This is a genomic window from Candidatus Hikarchaeum yamanae, assembly GCF_009889665.1.
Lineage (GTDB): Archaea > Halobacteriota > Halobacteria > Halobacteriales > Hikarchaeaceae > Hikarchaeum > Hikarchaeum yamanae.
Genome location: NZ_WTZR01000002.1, coordinates 154,996 through 172,175 on the forward strand (window position 1 = coordinate 154,996; position 17,180 = coordinate 172,175).

The following is a 17,180-nucleotide window of genomic DNA, read 5'->3' on the forward strand; positions in this document are numbered from 1 at the left end:
TTTCTCCCCCGCCCCCTCCCTCTCTCCCTCTCTCTCTTCCTCTGGCATACCACACCGACGACGTTTTGTTCCAAACCCTATTCTTTTCTATTATGGACCTATCTGCTGCAAAACGATTGCTCCATAATTCTCCATTTCATCAATTTCTTGGAATTCAATTCGAAAAATATGAGTCAGGAGAGGTTATGTTAAAAATCCCCTTTCGCGAAGAACTTCTAGTCAATCCTAAACTAGGCATAATTCACGGTGGCATTATAGCAAGCCTATTGGATATAGCTGGTCATTATGCCATTTTCTCCGTTGTAGGGTCTAAATCTCCTACCATTAACCTCAGCGTAGATTATCTGTCCCCTGCAATTAATTCCGATTTATTAGTTCACGGCGAGGTGATTAAAATTGGATCCTCTACTGGCGTCGCAGATATGAAACTCTATCAATCTGAAGATTCCCAAAAAACTCTCGCAATGGGTCGGGCAACCTACAAACATAGTTAGAATTTCATCTCCACCTTATCCGATGAACTTCTGTTTCAATTTTTTTCCTCATTTTAGTATGGAAGATCTGACTCTTTTTCAACTCCATAGTCGCCGAATATGAATGTGAAATGACCCCCCCTCTTCCTTCAACAAAAGTCTTTATAAAATCTATGCTATCGCAGTTATGTATGGAATAAGAAATCGATGAAATTTCTGATATTTTTTCTAAAAAAATTCTATCTGCATACTTATGATTTTTTTGCGCACCAAATGGCGGATTCATTATCCCTGTCACATCATCCTTTCCTGCCATTTTAATTGGAACGCATTTCACGTCTGCCAGTATCCATTCCACCGCCACTTCCGGTGAAATTAAATCCTCATTCCTTTTGGCGATCGAAAGGGCATCTTTGTCCTTTTCTATTCCTACTACCTTTCTTGGATTTCTCAGAGCAGCCCCTATTGCTAGCATCCCTGTACCTGTTCCCAAATCCACAATACTTTTGCCTTGTATATCTCCATTCATATCTGCTACATGAATTATCGTAGAAGCCACTTCCGCAGAAGTCATATATTGTTCATATTTAATATTTGGATTCTCAAAATCGGAGACCCTCGATAAGTTTAACTCCAATTTCTTCTTCCCACTTACCATTCCTACCACGTTCCATGGAATGTATCAAAGGCCAGTGACTCCAATGGGTCTCTCCCCGTAGCGATCCAGTACTCTTGCGGAGTAAGCATGGGTTTTTTGAATCTGGGACCGTCATCCGTCGATATTCGTGGACAGCCCGTATTTACGAAAGCATCTAATTTGAAATTCAATAATCGATCCGGAGTGATCTCATCCAGGGTAATTACATATGCATTCTCATTATCTTCAATTATTTCTTCTGCCAATTCCCATCTCCCCTGTCCGATCTTTGTGCAATATATTATTCCCCACGTTTTCGCACCCATCGCTTTATGAATTGCTGCATATCGTTGCTTGATAAATTTATCCGCATCTGCAATAGAAACTAGATTATTTACCGGATCTGCAATCACCACTCGTTTATCTCTATGCATCATTGCCAATCCAAGTGGATGGAATTTTCCCCCTCCTACATACATTATCTGACTAGCGTCCACATCGGCAGAGGCATAGTTGCAACCCAAAACTTGTCCCTCATGTGTCAACCTTTCGTCTCCTCTTCTAGTATGGACCGTATACCCTTCATCTTCCAAGAATTTTTTCATCTCCTCAAATCTATTCTGATGCTGGGTGGTTGTCACGAGTCCAACATCAGGATTGGAATTTGGAATTTCTAATTCTTTAAGAGCAAGTTTCATTATTGGCACAACCTCCACATTGGAATATAAAGGAACATATATTATTTTCTCAGAAGTTTTCATCGGACTATGTCCAAAATGAACGAAAAGGTCTGATCTCTTCAATAGATGCATATCCAAGTCACAAGCTCCATAACAAGGCTGTCCCGAAATCGCGACGACCACCTTTTTTGGCAATTTCTCTTTTAGATCGTTTACTATCGCTGGACCTCTGCGTTTTAATCCCTCTGGAAATTGCAATCCAATCGTTTTTGCCCCTTTCTCTTTGATAGCTTCTAATATTTGGTCAAGCTCATAATCCCACTCTCTCTCGTATGTAAGTTCCATCATAGATTCAGGTTGGCCTTCCATATCCGATTCCCATTCCCTCTCCATTATGTCTCTTGTGCATCTCGAATCTTTTAACGTCGGCGCTTCTACTTTCTTATTTATTTTTGTACAAACACCTCTCTTTATCATCTCTCCCCTTTTTGATTATGCATGGCAAAAAACTTACAAGACTTCATAGCCGAAGTCGAAGAAGAAGTTTTAGAAATATCTAGCGCCATTCACCCTGATAAATTTGAAGCTAGTGCAATACTTGAACATCTTGAAGAACGTGGGGAGTTCCCCCTTGTCCATTTTACCAATCCTTCAGGAATTGATGGCTTAGACACTACCCCGGGAAAAGTAACACTAGCAAGCAATGTATTCGCCGATCGAAAAAGAATCTCTCGCGCGCTAGGATTACGTAGAACTCAATATCGAATGGAACCTGCACTCGAATATGCTCGCCGAGAAAGAGAACGAATTTTACCCGAAATTATTGATCCCAAAGATGCCCCTGTAAAAGAAGTAAGCCACGTTGATGCGTACGGACATGTCGATCTTAGGCGACTCCCTATCATGCATATCAATGAGATGGACCCTGCCCCTTATATTGACATGGCAAATGTAATGCAAGCCCCTCCTGAAGATGTGGATGAATTTGGCCATGAATTCTACAATATAGCCTTCCTACGTACGCAGTATAAAGGACCTGATAAGCTTGGAATTCACATGTCCCCCCGTCATAATCATCGGATAGTCAATAAAAATTGGGCTAGCGATCGCACGACTAAAGTGGCCATTGTGGCAGGCCATCATCCTTCATTTTACCTAGGTGCTCTAACTCTTGCAGCATATGGGGTTGACGAATACGAAATTGCAGGAGGAATGATGCAAGAACCTGTCAGGCTTGTTCCTTCAGAAACATGGGGGGATGATTTCATGGTACCTGCAGATGCAGAGATCGTCATTGAAGGTGAAATTCCACCCCACGAATTAGAGGCAGAGGCACCATTCGGCGAATACCCTGGATATTATGGGCCACAAAGAATGCGCCCTTTGATAAATGTCAAAAACATAACTCGTCGAAAAAACGCTGTTCTTCAAACTGTTTTTGCCGGACACCGAGACCACTGGTTAACTGGAACCTTGCCCCAAGAAGGCAGTCGCTACAATGCTCTAAAAATTCATGGTCGCATCGCAGGCCTCACTGCAATCCATCACCCCCCTAGTGGATGTGGCAGATTTAGGGCATATCTCTCAATTGACAAAAAAGCAGAAGGGGAAGGGAAAATGGCAGGTCTTGCAGCACTAGCTGCAGGAGATCTAGTCAAACACGTTATAGTCGTCGACGACGATATTGATGTGTTCAATGAGGAAGAAGTTCTTTGGGCAGTTTCTACACGGTGCCGCGTGGAAGAAGATTTGGACATCATTCCCGGGGCAAAAGGTAATACTCTCGACCCAACAGTCCGACCTGAGTATGATAATAAAAATGCCAAAATGATTATAGATGCCACTGTCCCACTCGAATACGCTTATCCTGCGAGATGTAGTGTCCCCGACCATGCAAAAGAAGAAATTCTCTCTCGGTGGGACGACTTAATTGATCAAAATTCTCTCAAACGCTACCGAGAACTAGAGTGATATTCCTATATCTTTTCACCCCCTTCACCGACTAAAGAACACCATGGAATCTCTTGAAATCCCTCTTGACTTTGAAGTTCTACAGTCACAAAATCCGACAGAACAGCCCTCTTCTGCAGTATTTTTTCTACACGGATATGGTGCAAATGAGCTGGATCTTTCTTCTTTATCACGCCATTTCCCATCTGACATTTTTATAATCAGTTTGCGTGCCCCCTTCCCTTTGTCTAGCGGTTATTGTTGGTATCCAATCAACCTCTCTCCCACTGGGGAAATTCCCGATCAACCAGAACCCGATTCTTTAAATCAAAGTATAGATTTAATCAATAAAAGCCGGGATGCGGTCATAGAACTATACAACTTAGAACCTCACAAAATAGGTCTATTGGGATTTAGCCAAGGAACTATACTTTCTCTTTCTCTTCTTTGCAAATCCCCGTCTGATTATTCTTGGTGTATTGGTTTTAGCGGATACCTTCCCACTTCTTTTTTTAATTCGTCCCATGCCGGACTCCTGAATAAACCTGTGTTTTTATCGGCAGGGATTGCAGATGAACTCATCCCTTTACATAAAATCGATAAAACCAAAAAGAAATTAGAAGAACTAGGGTGCGACGTGACATTTTCATCACACCCCGGGGGCCATTATATTGAACAAAGCACGCTCATGGAATTGCAACAATGGATTTCTAAACACGTTCCTTAGTGCTTCATTCGGCACACATAAATCCTCTCCTGCGAAATCTCTCCTATGAGCACCAAAGCAGATTCTGATTTATCGAAACCCTCCTCCGAAATAGAAACATTCGGCAAGCTTCTTGGAGAGGCAATTTCCAATTTACCGGAATATAAAGCGTATGAACAAGCCCGAGATCAAGTGAAAGGCGATTCGGAGGCCCAAGAACTTATCAATGATTTTGAAAAACAAAGGCAATTATTCATAATAAAAAGAGCTAGCGGTGAAGCAACCAAAGAGGACTTAGACAAAGTCGGAGAGCTACAAGAAGAACTCAACAACTTACCCACGATGGAGCATTTTTTAGAAACTCAACAAGAATTGCTAGCCCAATTAGAAAAAACCAATGAGTATATTTCCGAGGAGCTTTCTCTAAATTTTGGAGAGCAGATCAGTGGATGTGGCTGCTCTTAGTTACTTTCATACCTTCACAACCCACATGTTATGAACGAAACTATCCATTCAACTTGGGGAGACTATTTGCCCAATCAAATACACAATTCAACCCCCTCTGGCGTGTCAATCTGGTACCTAGGGTGTCAAGGCTTTGTACTCAAAGCTAATGATGGAACTACCCTTTTTATCGATCCATACCTTGGCAGTGGGGACCCCCCCAGAACAGTTCGAATGATCCCTGTCCCCTTTCACCCCTCTGCTATACACCACTCGGACGCCATTCTTGCTACTCACGATCACACCGACCACGTCCACGCAGAATCTCAAGCACCAATTCTTTCTAAACATAAATCCCCATACTATGCGCCCGATGCTAGCCTAAGTAAAATTGAATCTGAAAACTGGGTCGAAAATTGGGACGTTGACCCCTCTCAATTCATTGAAGTCTCCGAAGGAGATAGCTTTTCTGTAGGCTCTTTTACAATCCATGTAGAACCAGCACATGATCCCGGAGCACGCCATCCTGTTTCTTATATAATTCAACACAAAACCGGTACTTTTTTTCACGGAGGGGATACAAAACCACACCCCTGTCTCGATGATATTGGGGCTAAGTATGATATAGATCTAGGTGCATTAGCGTTTGGATCTTCTGGAATTATTCTTAACAAAAAAACACGCAAACCAAAGCTCACGAAATGGTATTGTGATGAGTCAGATATCATTCAAGCGTCTTGCCAATTACGTCTAAAACGATTGATTCCCGCCCATTGGGATATGTGGAAAGGACTAACTGCAGACCCCTCATCCTTGGTCCCTCATGCAAGAGGATTTGAATTTCCTCACCACATCGAAGTAGTTGAAATCGGAGACATGTTAACTCTATAGCGAAAAAATCTCTTTATTTACTATATTTATTGGTTCTCTCCCTGTCAAAACAGCCCTGATATTTTCTGCGACAATTTCTCTTTGTTTCAGCTCACTTTCAACGGATTTAAAAGCAACATGAGGCGTCAACACAACTTTTTCTATATCTGATAGAGGGTTATTCGATTGGAATGGTTCATCTGCATAAACATCAAGCCCTGCACCTGCGATTTTTCCATTTTCTATCGCCCAGACTAGACTCTCTTCATCAATGACCCCTCCCCTAGATGTATTGATAATAAATCCATTTTTCCCTACTAATTCTAGTTCCCTCTTCCCAATCATTCCTCTCGTCTCATCAGTCAATGGGACGTGTAATGATACTACATCCGAAATCTTGAGAAGGTCTTCAATATTCTCGACACATTTTGCCCCTGCTTCTATTATCTCCTCTGGATCGACATATGGGTCATAAGCTACTGCATCAAAACCTAGTGCAATCGCCTTTCTACATACCTCTTTAGGTATTTGCCCAAATGCAACAAATCCTATTGTCTGACCCTCGATTCTTCTCATATCTGCCCACTTTGATCGTGCCACACCCCATCCATTTTTCCTAATATCTCTGTCGAAACCAACAATACGTCGTTCCAGTGACAAAATCAACCCGATAGTGTGATTTGATACTTCTGGTATGCAGTAATCTGGAACATTACTAACATATATCCCCATTTCAGTTGCGGCTTCCAAGTCCACATTTTCAAAACCAATACCCGTTCTGCTAATAACGCGGCATTTTTCTAGTGATTCGATTATTTCTCTATCGAATTCCATCTGGCTCACAATAACACCATCTGCCTCTTTAATTAGATCTCTGGCAGATCGATCCGATAACTCTGCATCGATTAACTCTGCATTAATTTTCCCTAATATGTCCCTCTCTATATCTAAACCCCCCTTCGAATTATCTGTATACACCACCGAAAAGGGCTCCATACATGTCGACTCATTTCCACTGACTAAAAATAATCGGTCTAATTCCTAATCGATTGTTGAAACCATTTCGATGGTATTTCTTCTCCTAGTTCTTGTTCCTTCGCACGTTCATAGACTAAACCCCCAACTGCTGCGAATTGTATCCCTGCAGAACGATTATGGTAATATACGGACTCATTTTTACCTTTTCTACCTATCTCCTTTTCACAAATAATTTCAGACAAAGTGGGATATCCCGTCTCTACAAACCCGCGCTTCCCCCTTTTAGATTGATATTTATCAATTTTTCCACCACCTATTATTTCGGCCTTGTGATTTTTGTTCGTCGTTGAAAACACCCGATCGACATTTTCTATAGTCCCGTTGTCAATTTCAGTACTCCTCACATCTATTATGGTCATTCCTGGTTCTATCCACTCCTGAGAAAAAACTGGAGTTTGAGATGCAGTACATGTGGCAACAATATCTGATCCTCTTGCTACCCCTTCTGGACTCTCCATAGTATTCACTTCTATATTCAATTCATCAGACATTTTTTCCGCAAAAATTTTCCTGTTTTTTTCCGTTGGAGAATATACTTTTATTTCTTCTATTTCTCTCACCTCTGAAATATTCATGGCATAACTCTGAGCCATCCCCCCTGATCCTATTATCCCCAGTATATTCGAATCCTCATTTGAGAGATGTTTACACGCAACAGCCGCAGTTGCTCCTACTCTCTCATGCTGTATCACTCCATCGTTCATTATTGATAATAACTCGCCGTTTCTTGTATCAAAAAGAAGTATGACTCCCATGAATTTACCCGGGCTCTCATTGAACTTTTCCTCTGCAAAATATCCTCCTTTGTCTACGTATTTTATGACATCCGATTTAAAACGAAGAGCTAGCCTTGGAGGATTTATTGTAGCACCAACCATCGATCCCCATGCAAAATAATCTCCCATTGTGGTCGGAGAAACTATATCTGTCCTGGAGAGAAACGTAGCATTTCCTCCTCCTAGTTGCCTGAATGCAGTTTCTATAGAATCTATAGTTTCTCTTCTGTCCAATACTTTCTTCGCAATTTCATTGTCGATCAAAACAACCATACCGTATTAAAGATGTGTCTACCAATGAACTTAGGTTAATCTCCTTTCATCCTGCAATCAATACGCGACATTTTAAGCGAATGAAGAGTTAGCCGACATATGAGTGAAAAAGACCTAGAACATGCTTGGTTTTATCAAACCAACCCTGAAGATATCCTCACCGGGGCAATTGCAATAGAAGAAGGGTCTTGCATTTCCCCCCTCCCCTGGCCGTCTATGGCCCTCGAATATGGGTATGCACCAACTCCCGATGAATACTATTCTCGTCTATATAATTCGGCATGTGAAGCTGCGCAAAAATCTGCATCAAATCTTACCAAAACCCCCGACCGGCAAATCTCCCATGCAATCCGTACCATGGATGACTACTCTCGTATTGAGAACGAACTCACAGCCCGACTCTCTGAGTGGCTGGGCGACTATACTGGCATATCCCAAGACCTCCAAACTTCCATCGAGACAATCGCCACTAATTCTGACCATTCCCACTTCGATGCTCACATCCTTTCACTTCATAATCAAATAGTATCTCTCTCCGACAAGCGTGAAAAACTTGCACATTTCATCGAATCTGAAATGCCCCACATATCACCCAATCTAACACAAATGGCAGGTCCTCTTCTGGCAGCAAGACTAATTTCGATAGCAGGGGGCTTGGAAAAATTAGCAAAAAAACCATCCGGAACTCTACAAGTTCTCGGGGCCGAAAACGCACTATTTGCCCATCTCAGGGGACGCGCAACCTCCCCAAAACATGGGGTCATATATACTCATGAATATATCTCTAAAACACATCCCCGTTTAAGAGGGAATGTAGCACGAGCCTTCTCCGGTAAACTTTCAATTGCCGCCCGAATCGATTATTATTCTGGCACTTTAAATCCCGAAGTCCATTCCGACCTACTTGCCAAAATAGACCAAATTAGATCTCGGGGTGAAAGTAAATGACAAAACCAGAGTCTTATCAACATTTGGACATTCGAGGAAAAACCCACTTAGTCACAAAAGGCCCTCCTACTTATGGGGAGCAAACAAAAAATGGGTGGAGAGTATGGGATCCTGCCAGATCCAAACTCGGATCAGTCCTCACTCAAGACATCGATGTCGGTCTGTCTAAAAATGCAAAGGTCCTTTATTTAGGTGCTGCGAATGGGACCACAGTCAGTCATGTTGCAGACGTTGCATCTATAGTTTATGCAGTTGAATTTTCACCACAACCAATGAGGGACCTCCTCAATGTGGCGCGATCACGAACGAATATTATTCCTTTGTTAAAAGACGCCCGACATCCTCAAACGTACTCACATGTTGTGGAATCCAATCTTGATCTAATAATACAGGATGTCGCAACCAGGGGTCAGGTTAAAATCGCCCTTGATAACAAAGAATTCCTATCTCCAACTGGAAAACTTTTCCTCGTAATCAAAGCCCGAAGTGAAAACGTTGTTACTCCGCCTGAACTTATTTTCAAATCGTCTATAGAAGATTTATCTCAAAGCTACGCCATTCTTCAAACTCAAAAACTTACTTCTCATCATAAAGACCACATGGCCATTGTTGCAGAACCCCTTCCTCAATAATGAGTTAATTTTTATTCCCATCTCGGCTAACTATATCCAATGAAACTAGGTTCTGCAGCCAATTTTAACAAATTTGGTACTCTTGGAATTGAAGAGGAGTACTTCGTCGTGGATTCTAGTGGAAAACCTGTTAATACCACCGGTCAACTCATAGAAGGATCTGATGCTCCTGGTTTCCTTAAAAATAATATTGACAATGAACTCTTCAAATTCATAATTGAATGTAGAACCCCTATATCAAACAACCTCAACGACGCAAAATCAGCTTTATCGGAAATGCGAGAAAATATACAATTACACGTCCAAAATTATGGATTTGAACTAGCAGTATCTGGGCTACACCCTGCAGCATTATGGCAAGAACTTGAACACGTAGAATCTCCTAGATATGCTGCACAACTCGACCGAATTCAATATCCTCAGCACAGAAATACTACTGCGGGATTGCATGTTCATTTTGGCGTGGACGACGCCGAAAAAGCAATATGGATGGCAAATCAGTGCCGCCCCTACCTTCCTCTTTTGCTGGCTCTATCTTCAAATTCTCCCTATTGGAATGGTTTCGATACGGGCTTAGAATCTGCACGGGCACTCATTTTCGAGTCACTACCCAATACTGGAATGCCTGCTGAATTTTCAAATATGGCTGATTATTTACATTTCGAGCGTTTAATGGTGGAAACCAATTCAATCTCCGACCGAGGTGCACTTTGGCACGACGTCCGTCCTCATACTGAAAATGGAACCATTGAATTGCGAATCATGGATGCTCAAACCCAAACTGAAAGGTCTGCACACCTTTTGGAGTATATTTACTACCTATTGTCTGACCTATCCGAACGATACGAAGATGGGGATTCTGGAGATTCCCCCCGATTTGAAGTTTTATGTGAAAACAAATGGAGATCTATCCGACACGGTTATCATTCCACTTTTATTAATTGGGAAAACTCTAATCAAATTCACTTAGTCGATCTAGTCGAATCCGAGTGCCAACGCCTTGGAACTTCAAGCTTACGTACTCTCTACGATTTAGGGTCTGGATCTTCTTCCCAACGGGACCAATATGATAGTGGTGGACTCGATACTCTTTGCAGGAGTTTAATTATTTGATGCCTCCTCTTAAAAATGTCATTTTTGGAGGCACATTCGACCCCATCCATGATGGACACCGGAGTTTATTCAAATACGCATTCGAGTTAGGAAACGTTACCATTGGACTCACTAGCGACGAACTAGCATCTAGCACTCGATCCAGTTCTAGACTCATTCGCCCCTTCTCTGATAGGAAACAAAATCTCATATCTGAACTCCTTCTCCTCTCAAAAACTCACTCAAGAACCTTTGAAATCACCGAATTGATGACTCCGACTTCCATAGCTTCCGAAGGCGAATATGATGTGCTTGTCGTCTCTCCTGAAACTGAACCTATTTCCTATTTAATAAATCAAATTCGGGCCGATACTGGTCTGAAACCACTATCTGTAGTAACTATCCCGTTTGTCCACTCAAAAGACGGGGGAATTATTTCTAGTACTCGAATACTTTCCGGGGAAATAGATTCCAATGGCAATACCCTTTCACCATGAAGGGGGATCAAAACCCGCAGCCTTCAAAGTTTCCTTCCATCTCCCCTGTATCGCCAAACGAGATATGCCCATTTTTTCTGCAATCTCTTGTTGTGACCTTTCTTCCCCTGCAATCAATGAACCGACATAAATCCCCGTTGCAATTGCTGCGGGCTTCGATCTCTCCTTCTCTGGTATGTCTGACAAGTATATCTCCACCGCATATGATTTAGCACGCGCACCGAGATTCAACTCTTTTGCAACCCTATCGATCTCCGAAATCCATTCCAATTGCTCAACATGGTCCTTTGCTTTGTGCACAATATCCCCTCGTTTTTCTGATTATATATAATCTCACCTTCTCTCATTTTCTTGACTCAAAGAAAAACATATTAAACCACCCCCACAAAAAGTCATAACCTGCATGGGTAGCCGAGCCAGGTCAAAGGCGCAGGGTTTAGGACCCTGTCTCGTAGGAGTTCGCAGGTTCGAATCCTGCCCCGTGCATCATTCCTTCAATTGATCTAATTCAATACTAGGGGGGTATATGCCCCTCTTTAAAATCAAATCACTCTGGGGCCGAGCCATACAAGTCAAAGCATATCTTTCTCGCTCTTCTTTAGTCAACGCGTGGGCTGCAGGCTGCACCACCTCTCCTTGGACGATCTCTGCACAGCAAGCCAGACACATTCCCACTCTGCATGAATATTCTTGAGCGATCCCATCTCTAAGGCACCCTCTTAATATCGTATGCTTATCCGAAACTTCTAGAGATTCACCCGCATCTTGATATTCTACCTTGTATTCTGCCATTGTTATTGTTAGACTCTCTCTTACTGAATTAAACTTTTCCCATTTTTCCTCCAAAAACTAATAACTAATATATTTCCCTCTCTTATCTCTCACATGGATCTATCCAAAACACCCTCTGAAATGATTTATGGGGGCGCAATCGCAATCGTATCTGGTATCTACTCATTTCTAATGGGATCTAGTTTTACAATTTCCCCTTTCACTCTTCCCACCATTCTCGGGGTAATTGTTTTCATCCATGGGGCATTGTTATTATTTTCTCCAGACTCTATTTCTAAATTTTCCAGAGAAAGTGGACTAATGATGATGGTTTATTCGATTCTTATGCTCACAAACCAAGTGATCATGCAGCTGACTTCAATGATGATGGCAGAGTGGGATATCGGGATGGTTTCTTTGGCTATCTTGATGTTAGTCAGCGGCAGACTCATGGTCTCCAGCGCAGTATCTATGTAAGATATAAATGAATAAAGAACCCTACGTCACTAGTTTCGATGTTCGCTTCAGGGATCTAGACTCTATGGGTCACGTAAACAATGCAGTCTATGCAACTTATCTAGAACACGCACGAATAAAATATTATGAGAGTCTACTCGACATATCTTTGGCAGATGTAGACACTGTCATTGTCCATTTGGAGATTGACTATATCAAATCCTTGCAATTAGGAGAAACGGTCGAAGTATCTTTGTCTATATCTTCGATAGGAACCTCTAGTGTTACTATGGAGTATGTTTTGACAAATGGTTCTGAAAAAGTTGCCACTGCAAAGACAGTCCAGGTTCTACTTGATGGAAAAACAGGAACTTCTACCCCAATCCCCCAAGAATGGCGAACTCTAATGGAATAATTTCCATTTCACCTCTTTGGAATTATCCCTCTCGATTGAAGTAGTTTAATATCACTTTCTGTATAACCCACCTCGTAGAGTATTTCCTCATTGTGTTCTCCAAGCAATGGAGGTGGCATTCTAAAACCCGTCTCTGCATTATTATAATTCAGAGGATGATTGATAACTGGAATACTCATAGATCCTTCGCGAGCTATCTCTGAAATAACCCCTCTTGCCATTGTTTGTTCGTTATACATGGCATCTCTCACAGAAAGTAAAGGCCCCACAGGCAGCTGCTTCTCTACAGCTAGTAATTCGACCCATTCTTTTGTGGATTTTTTCTCGAATACAGAATTAAGAATCTCTTCTAATTCATCCACATTTTCGACACGGTCTGCATTCTGTTTAAATCTCACATCCTCTACTAAATCCACCCTTTCAATAGAGTCACACAACTCTGCCCATAGTTTCTGATTCGCACAAGCAACATTGAGATAACCATCCTGAGTCCTGTACGATTGATACGGGGACAAAACCGGATCTTTGGTTCCCATTCTCGTTGGAATTTCTCCTGCAAATACTTTGGCAGCTTGCTTAGTTAACCATGGCAATGCAGCATCATTCATACTAAGTTCAATAAATTCCCCTTCATTTGTTTTTTCCCGACGGCGAAGAGCACACACAATTCCAAAAGCAGCCCACATTCCTGTAATAAGATCAGTCTGAGGCAATCCAACCTTTGTGGGGTCTCCTCCCACCTGTCCTGTGACATCCATGATGCCTGCAGTACCCTGTATGAGCAAATCATACCCCGGCCTACTAGACCACGGCCCACTTTCTCCAAAAGCGGATATTGAACAATAAACAATATCTGGTCGGCATTTTTTGATGTCTTCATAACCTACGCCCAACCTCTCCGCCGTCCCTGGTCTAAAGTTTTGGATGAATACATCTGCCTGGTCACACAACTTATATAAAACTTCGACCCCTCCTTCTGCTTTCAGATCTATTTCCACACTCCGCTTTCCGTAATTAACAGTCCAGAAATATGGCGATTCTCCCCGATCAGAAGCTGTTATTCCTGCCCCTTTTTTATTTTCCATTTCAATAAACGGGGGGCCAGAGTGTCTATTATCATCTCCTACATTCGGCTTCTCCACTTTTATCACATCAGCCCCTTGAAAACCAAGCATAAGTGTTGCAAAACCTCCCGTAACAAATGTGGTCAAATCAATGACTTTTATTCCTTCAAGTAGACATTCTCCACCTTCCATGTGTCAGAGAAAATAGATTCATGAACTAACCAGTTTCGACTCATTTTTGTCTGGCACTCGCATTAGCAACTGTATGTACGATTTAACGTTACCACTCGATGAAGGTACTATTCGACCCGCCCAGCGTGTTGGATTCGAAGCAATACAGACTGCCTCTGGAGAATTAAAAAACTTCGCTAGCGACGTCCGAGCTTTCTCAACCTATGTCCATACTGGCACCCATATAGACGCACCCATCCATTATTCCCCTGGTGGAAAAACTATAGACCAACTTGATGTAAGTATTTTCTGTGGACCTGCGCGGGTTTTTGATATGAGGGCCCACGCAAGCAAACTCATTACTGCAGACATACTAGATGAATGCAATCCCGGAATTTCTCCCGGGGATCGAGTCGTTTTGCTCACTGGAGATATTGACAAACAAATAGAAAGCGGCGATTATCCAGATGGAGTTTATGTCGAGTCTTCCAGTCTCTCCCCCGATGGTGCCACTTGGCTTGTTGAAAAACAGGTCTCATTGGTTGTAGTGGATTTTGTTACTGAATCTGTCGATGCATCAAAGTACCATGTTAAAGATCCCTCTCGCCCTGTGCACGTCACATTGCTCGATGCAGAAATACCCATTGTTGAGAATATCTGTAACATTGGCACAATAGTTGATCACGATACCATTGAAATATTTTGTTTACCTCTATTGATCCCTCGATACGAAGCCGCACCCGCACGTGTAGTGGCACGATTACCCAATTAAGATAGTACCTAAATTCTCCCTCGCTACCATGCCTCGAATCAAAGTTCCCCAAAGTCCGGACCCTCCGATACGCAAGCCACCATCTGACGATTCCATCCCATCCGAAATAGACTTTTCCTGGGAACTAAATACTTCTGCACATCACAAAATACGTTTATTTTTACTCTTGGCCCCAGGATCTCTGGTATTTTTATTCACAATTATAGCAATGAATTGGGCTGACCCGAAACAACACATATACTTGGCATTGGGTGGGTTTGGATTAACATTATGGGCTATATTGAAAGGTGGGGATTTAGTCAAGATCTATGACAATCGATATAAGAAAAAGCGATTAGAAGAACTCAATTCTTAGGTTTCTATAGTTCTTTACAGTCAATCCCAACCACTTCTTCAATCGATGCATGCCCATCCCTCTCTAGTAACTCTACCAAACCCGTAGTTATCTGACGTGCAAGTGAAGGTCCTTTGTATACAAAACCTGTGTATATCTGTACTAAGGATGCACCATGCCTAATTTTCTTATAAGCACTTTCTGCTGAATCTACCCCTCCCACACCAATCACGGGTAGGTCTGTCAGCCCATATATGCATTCAACGGTATCCGTAGCTTTCTGCTCTAATGGCCTCCCACTAACCCCACCCCATTCTTGACCATGTTTGGATTTCAATTGAGAATGATCTGTAGTCGTATTTGTCGCTACAATTGCTTTTATATCATGATCCTCTGCAACTTCAATAGCCTTTGACAAATTGGCTAACTTTTCTTTCGAATCATAATCTGGACCAACCTTCACAGCAATCGGTTTGTTATGTTTATTCTTTTCTTGTAAAGCCCCAAAAACTTCTGAAAGCCGTTCTGGACTAGACTCATCATACACTTCCGGGGTATTCGGGCACGAAACATTAATCACAAAATAGTCTGGAAACTCATACAGCGTCTCAAATACTTTCACATAATCTTTAATCGCATCCTCTGGGCCTGATTGATTCATTTTCCCTATATTTACTGAAATGGGTGCCGCAACATTTCCCATGGATTCCATTCTATCTCTCACCCGATTCGCACCCTCTCCATTAAATGCAAGCCTATTGATCATCCCTTCATCCTCTGGCAATCTAAATAATCTTGGTTTGGATTCTCCTTCTTGGGCATCTGGAGTAACTGTCCCTATCTCTGAAAACCCAAACCCTAGATCGATTAAACTTTTTGTAATTTCACCATTCTTGTCAAACCCAGCTGCAATCCCTATCGGATTTGGAAACTCAGATTCTAGACACTTCATTTTGAGAGATGGGTGATTTAATTGATAGTAAGATCTAATTCGCTCTCTAATTATCTCAGAAGAGCAACCCACTTTGAGAATATTTTTTCCACAACTATGAGCAACCTCTGGTGGTAATTTGAAGAACACCGGCCGAACAATATCATACAATGTCACGATTAGCCTTTATCCTGCTCATACGTACTTTTATCGTTCTCAACACATAGATTGTAATAACAACTGCAAATAAATAATCCTCGCCAGTTCACTAACAACAATTTACCATGACATCTACTTCCCACACTGTGCGTTTAATCTGGGACAGCGGCCATATCGACACCATCGATGTTCCTGTTGGTAAAACTATTCTTGAAGCTGCAATTTTAGCAGGTTGCGTCGTCCCATTCGAATGTCGTTGGGGATCTTGTGCAAAATGTACGGGCCATTTACTCACAGGGGATGTAGTCCACACCTCCCCTCCTCGTGTACTCCGAAAAGAACATTTAATTGCGAACTATGTTCTCCTCTGCGTTGCAGAGCCCATTTCCGATTGTTCAATCGAAGTGGGAGACCATTTTAAAGACTCTCTTTCCACCGTTTCTAGGGACTCTATCACATCCACTACTTCCCCTCCCCTTTCACCCGCATTTGGCTGGAAATCTCAAAGAGAAAACCCGTAGATATCTTCGATACACCACCAAGCACACACCCTTCGAACGTTTTTATTTTTCACATATTCCTCCGAAGCATATTTATACTCCTCTCTTATTATTATAGCAAAATTTAAATACGCTAATCATAGATTAAGTTCAGGTTTATTGATGATGATTTCTGTCAGAAATGTAAACGCAATAACCTGGAATAATTTAAATTATGAAAGAAAATCTTAAAAGACGACAATTTTTAAAAGTTTCAGCCGTAGGTGCCGGTATTGCCGGTATCGCTGGCTGTACGGGCAGCAGCGGAGGATCCTCTGGATCTGGAGCCGCCCGAGAAAAGTCAGGGTCAACTACCTCTAGTAGCGTTGTAAAAGGTGGAAGTGCATCTTCCGCCGCTGGACGTTCCGAGAGAAAACCTGCCCCTGGAGCATCTGCAGGATTAAAAATTGGGTCCATAACCGTTCCTAGTGCTGTTATCTCAAAAGCACAGGCAGAGGGAGAATGTCTCCTTTACGGTGCAATGGACGAGCCAGATATGCTCGACCCAATCAAACCAGCGTTCGAAGAATCCGTCCCCGGTGTAAAACTTAC

The 17,180-nt window shown here is 42.2% G+C and carries 22 protein-coding genes, 1 tRNA gene and 1 pseudogene; 16 read left to right on the forward strand and 8 right to left on the reverse strand.

Annotated elements, in window-relative coordinates; all coding sequences use genetic code 11:
* The first annotated feature begins 92 nt into the window (after positions 1-92).
* A complete protein-coding gene (locus ACM9H2_RS01900) occupies positions 93-494 on the forward strand; it encodes a PaaI family thioesterase (protein ID WP_415487606.1) in 402 nt (133 codons plus the stop codon).
* Between the two features lie 4 nt (positions 495-498).
* Here the strand turns inward: ACM9H2_RS01900 and ACM9H2_RS01905 are convergent, their stop codons facing one another.
* Positions 499-1,131, reverse strand: coding sequence for an METTL5 family protein (locus ACM9H2_RS01905; RefSeq protein WP_415487660.1), 633 nt, complete (start codon positions 1,129-1,131; stop codon positions 499-501).
* Between the two features lie 2 nt (positions 1,132-1,133).
* Positions 1,134-2,183, reverse strand: a complete 1,050-nt coding sequence (dph2, locus tag ACM9H2_RS01910) for a diphthamide biosynthesis enzyme Dph2 (protein WP_415487662.1) — start codon at positions 2,181-2,183, stop codon at positions 1,134-1,136.
* A gap of 105 nt (positions 2,184-2,288) precedes the next feature.
* Between dph2 and ACM9H2_RS01915 the strand changes: the two genes are divergently transcribed.
* Genes ACM9H2_RS01915 through ACM9H2_RS01930 form a run of 4 tightly spaced genes read left to right on the forward strand, consistent with a single transcriptional unit; the run spans position 2,289 to position 5,781 of the window.
* Positions 2,289-3,761, forward strand: coding sequence for a UbiD family decarboxylase (locus ACM9H2_RS01915; RefSeq protein WP_415487608.1), 1,473 nt, complete (start codon positions 2,289-2,291; stop codon positions 3,759-3,761).
* 43 nt (positions 3,762-3,804) lie between these two features.
* Positions 3,805-4,467: an alpha/beta hydrolase gene (locus tag ACM9H2_RS01920; RefSeq protein WP_415487610.1), complete on the forward strand. Its 663-nt coding sequence runs from the start codon at positions 3,805-3,807 to the stop codon at positions 4,465-4,467.
* 45 nt (positions 4,468-4,512) lie between these two features.
* A complete protein-coding gene (locus ACM9H2_RS01925) occupies positions 4,513-4,911 on the forward strand; it encodes a YlbF family regulator (RefSeq protein ID WP_415487612.1) in 399 nt (132 codons plus the stop codon).
* Between the two features lie 30 nt (positions 4,912-4,941).
* On the forward strand, positions 4,942-5,781 hold the full coding sequence (locus ACM9H2_RS01930) for an MBL fold metallo-hydrolase (RefSeq protein ID WP_415487614.1): 840 nt from the start codon (positions 4,942-4,944) through the stop codon (positions 5,779-5,781).
* Here the strand turns inward: ACM9H2_RS01930 and ACM9H2_RS01935 are convergent.
* Positions 5,776-6,756 carry a C-terminal binding protein gene (locus tag ACM9H2_RS01935; protein ID WP_415487616.1) on the reverse strand — a complete coding sequence of 327 codons (981 nt, stop codon included), beginning with the start codon at positions 6,754-6,756 and terminating at the stop codon, positions 5,776-5,778. The genes ACM9H2_RS01930 and ACM9H2_RS01935 overlap by 6 nt on opposite strands.
* A 38-nt stretch (positions 6,757-6,794) precedes the next feature.
* Positions 6,795-7,847 (reverse strand): hypothetical protein, encoded by a 1,053-nt coding sequence (locus ACM9H2_RS01940; protein ID WP_415487618.1) that lies wholly within the window; start codon positions 7,845-7,847, stop codon positions 6,795-6,797.
* Between the two features lie 99 nt (positions 7,848-7,946).
* Between ACM9H2_RS01940 and ACM9H2_RS01945 the strand changes: the two genes are divergently transcribed.
* From ACM9H2_RS01945 to ACM9H2_RS01960, 4 genes are read left to right on the forward strand one after another with little or no spacing between them, the layout of a single operon-like run.
* Positions 7,947-8,795: an NOP5/NOP56 family protein gene (locus ACM9H2_RS01945; RefSeq protein ID WP_415487620.1), complete on the forward strand. Its 849-nt coding sequence runs from the start codon at positions 7,947-7,949 to the stop codon at positions 8,793-8,795.
* On the forward strand, positions 8,792-9,427 hold the full coding sequence (locus ACM9H2_RS01950; RefSeq protein ID WP_415487622.1) for a fibrillarin-like rRNA/tRNA 2'-O-methyltransferase: 636 nt from the start codon (positions 8,792-8,794) through the stop codon (positions 9,425-9,427). The genes ACM9H2_RS01945 and ACM9H2_RS01950 overlap by 4 nt, the downstream gene beginning before the upstream one ends.
* A 39-nt stretch (positions 9,428-9,466) precedes the next feature.
* Positions 9,467-10,540 carry a glutamate--cysteine ligase gene (locus tag ACM9H2_RS01955; RefSeq protein ID WP_415487624.1) on the forward strand — a complete coding sequence of 358 codons (1,074 nt, stop codon included), beginning with the start codon at positions 9,467-9,469 and terminating at the stop codon, positions 10,538-10,540.
* The gene (locus ACM9H2_RS01960) at positions 10,540-11,016 is read left to right on the forward strand and encodes a phosphopantetheine adenylyltransferase (protein WP_415487626.1); all 477 of its coding nucleotides are present in this window, start codon (positions 10,540-10,542) and stop codon (positions 11,014-11,016) included. The genes ACM9H2_RS01955 and ACM9H2_RS01960 overlap by 1 nt, the downstream gene beginning before the upstream one ends.
* On the opposite strand, the gene ACM9H2_RS01965 is transcribed toward ACM9H2_RS01960, so the two are convergent.
* A complete protein-coding gene (locus ACM9H2_RS01965) occupies positions 11,008-11,316 on the reverse strand; it encodes a transcription initiation factor IIB family protein (RefSeq protein ID WP_415487627.1) in 309 nt (102 codons plus the stop codon). The genes ACM9H2_RS01960 and ACM9H2_RS01965 overlap by 9 nt on opposite strands.
* A gap of 101 nt (positions 11,317-11,417) precedes the next feature.
* On the opposite strand from ACM9H2_RS01965, the gene ACM9H2_RS01970 reads away from it, so the two are divergent.
* Positions 11,418-11,502 (forward strand) — tRNA-Leu (locus ACM9H2_RS01970).
* On the opposite strand, the gene ACM9H2_RS01975 is transcribed toward ACM9H2_RS01970, so the two are convergent.
* Positions 11,503-11,808 (reverse strand): 2Fe-2S iron-sulfur cluster-binding protein, encoded by a 306-nt coding sequence (locus ACM9H2_RS01975; RefSeq protein WP_415487629.1) that lies wholly within the window; start codon positions 11,806-11,808, stop codon positions 11,503-11,505.
* Between the two features lie 93 nt (positions 11,809-11,901).
* Here ACM9H2_RS01975 and ACM9H2_RS01980 point away from each other — a divergent pair, with 93 nt between their 5' ends.
* Together ACM9H2_RS01980 and ACM9H2_RS01985 are read left to right on the forward strand one after the other, a co-directional pair.
* Complete coding sequence (locus ACM9H2_RS01980; protein WP_415487631.1) at positions 11,902-12,264, forward strand: hypothetical protein; 363 nt, start codon at positions 11,902-11,904, stop codon at positions 12,262-12,264.
* A 7-nt stretch (positions 12,265-12,271) separates the two neighbouring features.
* A complete protein-coding gene (locus ACM9H2_RS01985) occupies positions 12,272-12,658 on the forward strand; it encodes an acyl-CoA thioesterase (RefSeq protein WP_415487633.1) in 387 nt (128 codons plus the stop codon).
* An 8-nt stretch (positions 12,659-12,666) separates the two neighbouring features.
* Here ACM9H2_RS01985 and ACM9H2_RS01990 read toward each other — a convergent pair whose 3' ends face one another.
* Complete coding sequence (locus ACM9H2_RS01990) at positions 12,667-13,914, reverse strand: CaiB/BaiF CoA transferase family protein (protein WP_415487635.1); 1,248 nt, start codon at positions 13,912-13,914, stop codon at positions 12,667-12,669.
* 73 nt (positions 13,915-13,987) lie between these two features.
* On the opposite strand from ACM9H2_RS01990, the gene ACM9H2_RS01995 reads away from it, so the two are divergent.
* Together ACM9H2_RS01995 and ACM9H2_RS02000 are read left to right on the forward strand one after the other, a co-directional pair.
* Complete coding sequence (locus ACM9H2_RS01995; RefSeq protein WP_415487637.1) at positions 13,988-14,665, forward strand: cyclase family protein; 678 nt, start codon at positions 13,988-13,990, stop codon at positions 14,663-14,665.
* A 28-nt stretch (positions 14,666-14,693) separates the two neighbouring features.
* Positions 14,694-15,020: a hypothetical protein gene (locus ACM9H2_RS02000; RefSeq protein ID WP_415487639.1), complete on the forward strand. Its 327-nt coding sequence runs from the start codon at positions 14,694-14,696 to the stop codon at positions 15,018-15,020.
* Positions 15,021-15,024: 4 nt separating this feature from the next.
* Here ACM9H2_RS02000 and ACM9H2_RS02005 read toward each other — a convergent pair whose 3' ends face one another.
* Positions 15,025-16,107 (reverse strand): quinone-dependent dihydroorotate dehydrogenase, encoded by a 1,083-nt coding sequence (locus ACM9H2_RS02005; RefSeq protein ID WP_415487641.1) that lies wholly within the window; start codon positions 16,105-16,107, stop codon positions 15,025-15,027.
* 107 nt (positions 16,108-16,214) lie between these two features.
* On the opposite strand from ACM9H2_RS02005, the gene ACM9H2_RS02010 reads away from it, so the two are divergent.
* Both ACM9H2_RS02010 and ACM9H2_RS02015 read left to right on the forward strand, forming a co-directional pair.
* Positions 16,215-16,610, forward strand: a complete 396-nt coding sequence (locus ACM9H2_RS02010; RefSeq protein ID WP_415487643.1) for a 2Fe-2S iron-sulfur cluster-binding protein — start codon at positions 16,215-16,217, stop codon at positions 16,608-16,610.
* A gap of 193 nt (positions 16,611-16,803) precedes the next feature.
* A pseudogene (locus ACM9H2_RS02015) lies at positions 16,804-17,180 on the forward strand (hypothetical protein); the annotation flags it as partial.

Bases quoted from the DNA above. Each gene is read 5' to 3' on its own strand.
- ACM9H2_RS01900 (WP_415487606.1), top strand. From the start codon at position 93: ATGGACCTATCTGCTGCAAAACGATTGCTCCATAATTCTCCATTTCAT.
- ACM9H2_RS01905 (WP_415487660.1), bottom strand. From the start codon at position 1,131: ATGGTAAGTGGGAAGAAGAAATTGGAGTTAAACTTATCGAGGGTCTCC.
- dph2 (WP_415487662.1), bottom strand. From the start codon at position 2,183: ATGGAGAGGGAATGGGAATCGGATATGGAAGGCCAACCTGAATCTATG.
- ACM9H2_RS01915 (WP_415487608.1), top strand. From the start codon at position 2,289: ATGGCAAAAAACTTACAAGACTTCATAGCCGAAGTCGAAGAAGAAGTT.
- ACM9H2_RS01920 (WP_415487610.1), top strand. From the start codon at position 3,805: ATGGAATCTCTTGAAATCCCTCTTGACTTTGAAGTTCTACAGTCACAA.
- ACM9H2_RS01925 (WP_415487612.1), top strand. From the start codon at position 4,513: ATGAGCACCAAAGCAGATTCTGATTTATCGAAACCCTCCTCCGAAATA.
- ACM9H2_RS01930 (WP_415487614.1), top strand. From the start codon at position 4,942: ATGAACGAAACTATCCATTCAACTTGGGGAGACTATTTGCCCAATCAA.
- ACM9H2_RS01935 (WP_415487616.1), bottom strand. From the start codon at position 6,756: ATGGAGCCCTTTTCGGTGGTGTATACAGATAATTCGAAGGGGGGTTTA.
- ACM9H2_RS01940 (WP_415487618.1), bottom strand. From the start codon at position 7,847: ATGGTTGTTTTGATCGACAATGAAATTGCGAAGAAAGTATTGGACAGA.
- ACM9H2_RS01945 (WP_415487620.1), top strand. From the start codon at position 7,947: ATGAGTGAAAAAGACCTAGAACATGCTTGGTTTTATCAAACCAACCCT.
- ACM9H2_RS01950 (WP_415487622.1), top strand. From the start codon at position 8,792: ATGACAAAACCAGAGTCTTATCAACATTTGGACATTCGAGGAAAAACC.
- ACM9H2_RS01955 (WP_415487624.1), top strand. From the start codon at position 9,467: ATGAAACTAGGTTCTGCAGCCAATTTTAACAAATTTGGTACTCTTGGA.
- ACM9H2_RS01960 (WP_415487626.1), top strand. From the start codon at position 10,540: ATGCCTCCTCTTAAAAATGTCATTTTTGGAGGCACATTCGACCCCATC.
- ACM9H2_RS01975 (WP_415487629.1), bottom strand. From the start codon at position 11,808: ATGGCAGAATACAAGGTAGAATATCAAGATGCGGGTGAATCTCTAGAA.
- ACM9H2_RS01980 (WP_415487631.1), top strand. From the start codon at position 11,902: ATGGATCTATCCAAAACACCCTCTGAAATGATTTATGGGGGCGCAATC.
- ACM9H2_RS01985 (WP_415487633.1), top strand. From the start codon at position 12,272: ATGAATAAAGAACCCTACGTCACTAGTTTCGATGTTCGCTTCAGGGAT.
- ACM9H2_RS01990 (WP_415487635.1), bottom strand. From the start codon at position 13,914: ATGGAAGGTGGAGAATGTCTACTTGAAGGAATAAAAGTCATTGATTTG.
- ACM9H2_RS01995 (WP_415487637.1), top strand. From the start codon at position 13,988: ATGTACGATTTAACGTTACCACTCGATGAAGGTACTATTCGACCCGCC.
- ACM9H2_RS02000 (WP_415487639.1), top strand. From the start codon at position 14,694: ATGCCTCGAATCAAAGTTCCCCAAAGTCCGGACCCTCCGATACGCAAG.
- ACM9H2_RS02010 (WP_415487643.1), top strand. From the start codon at position 16,215: ATGACATCTACTTCCCACACTGTGCGTTTAATCTGGGACAGCGGCCAT.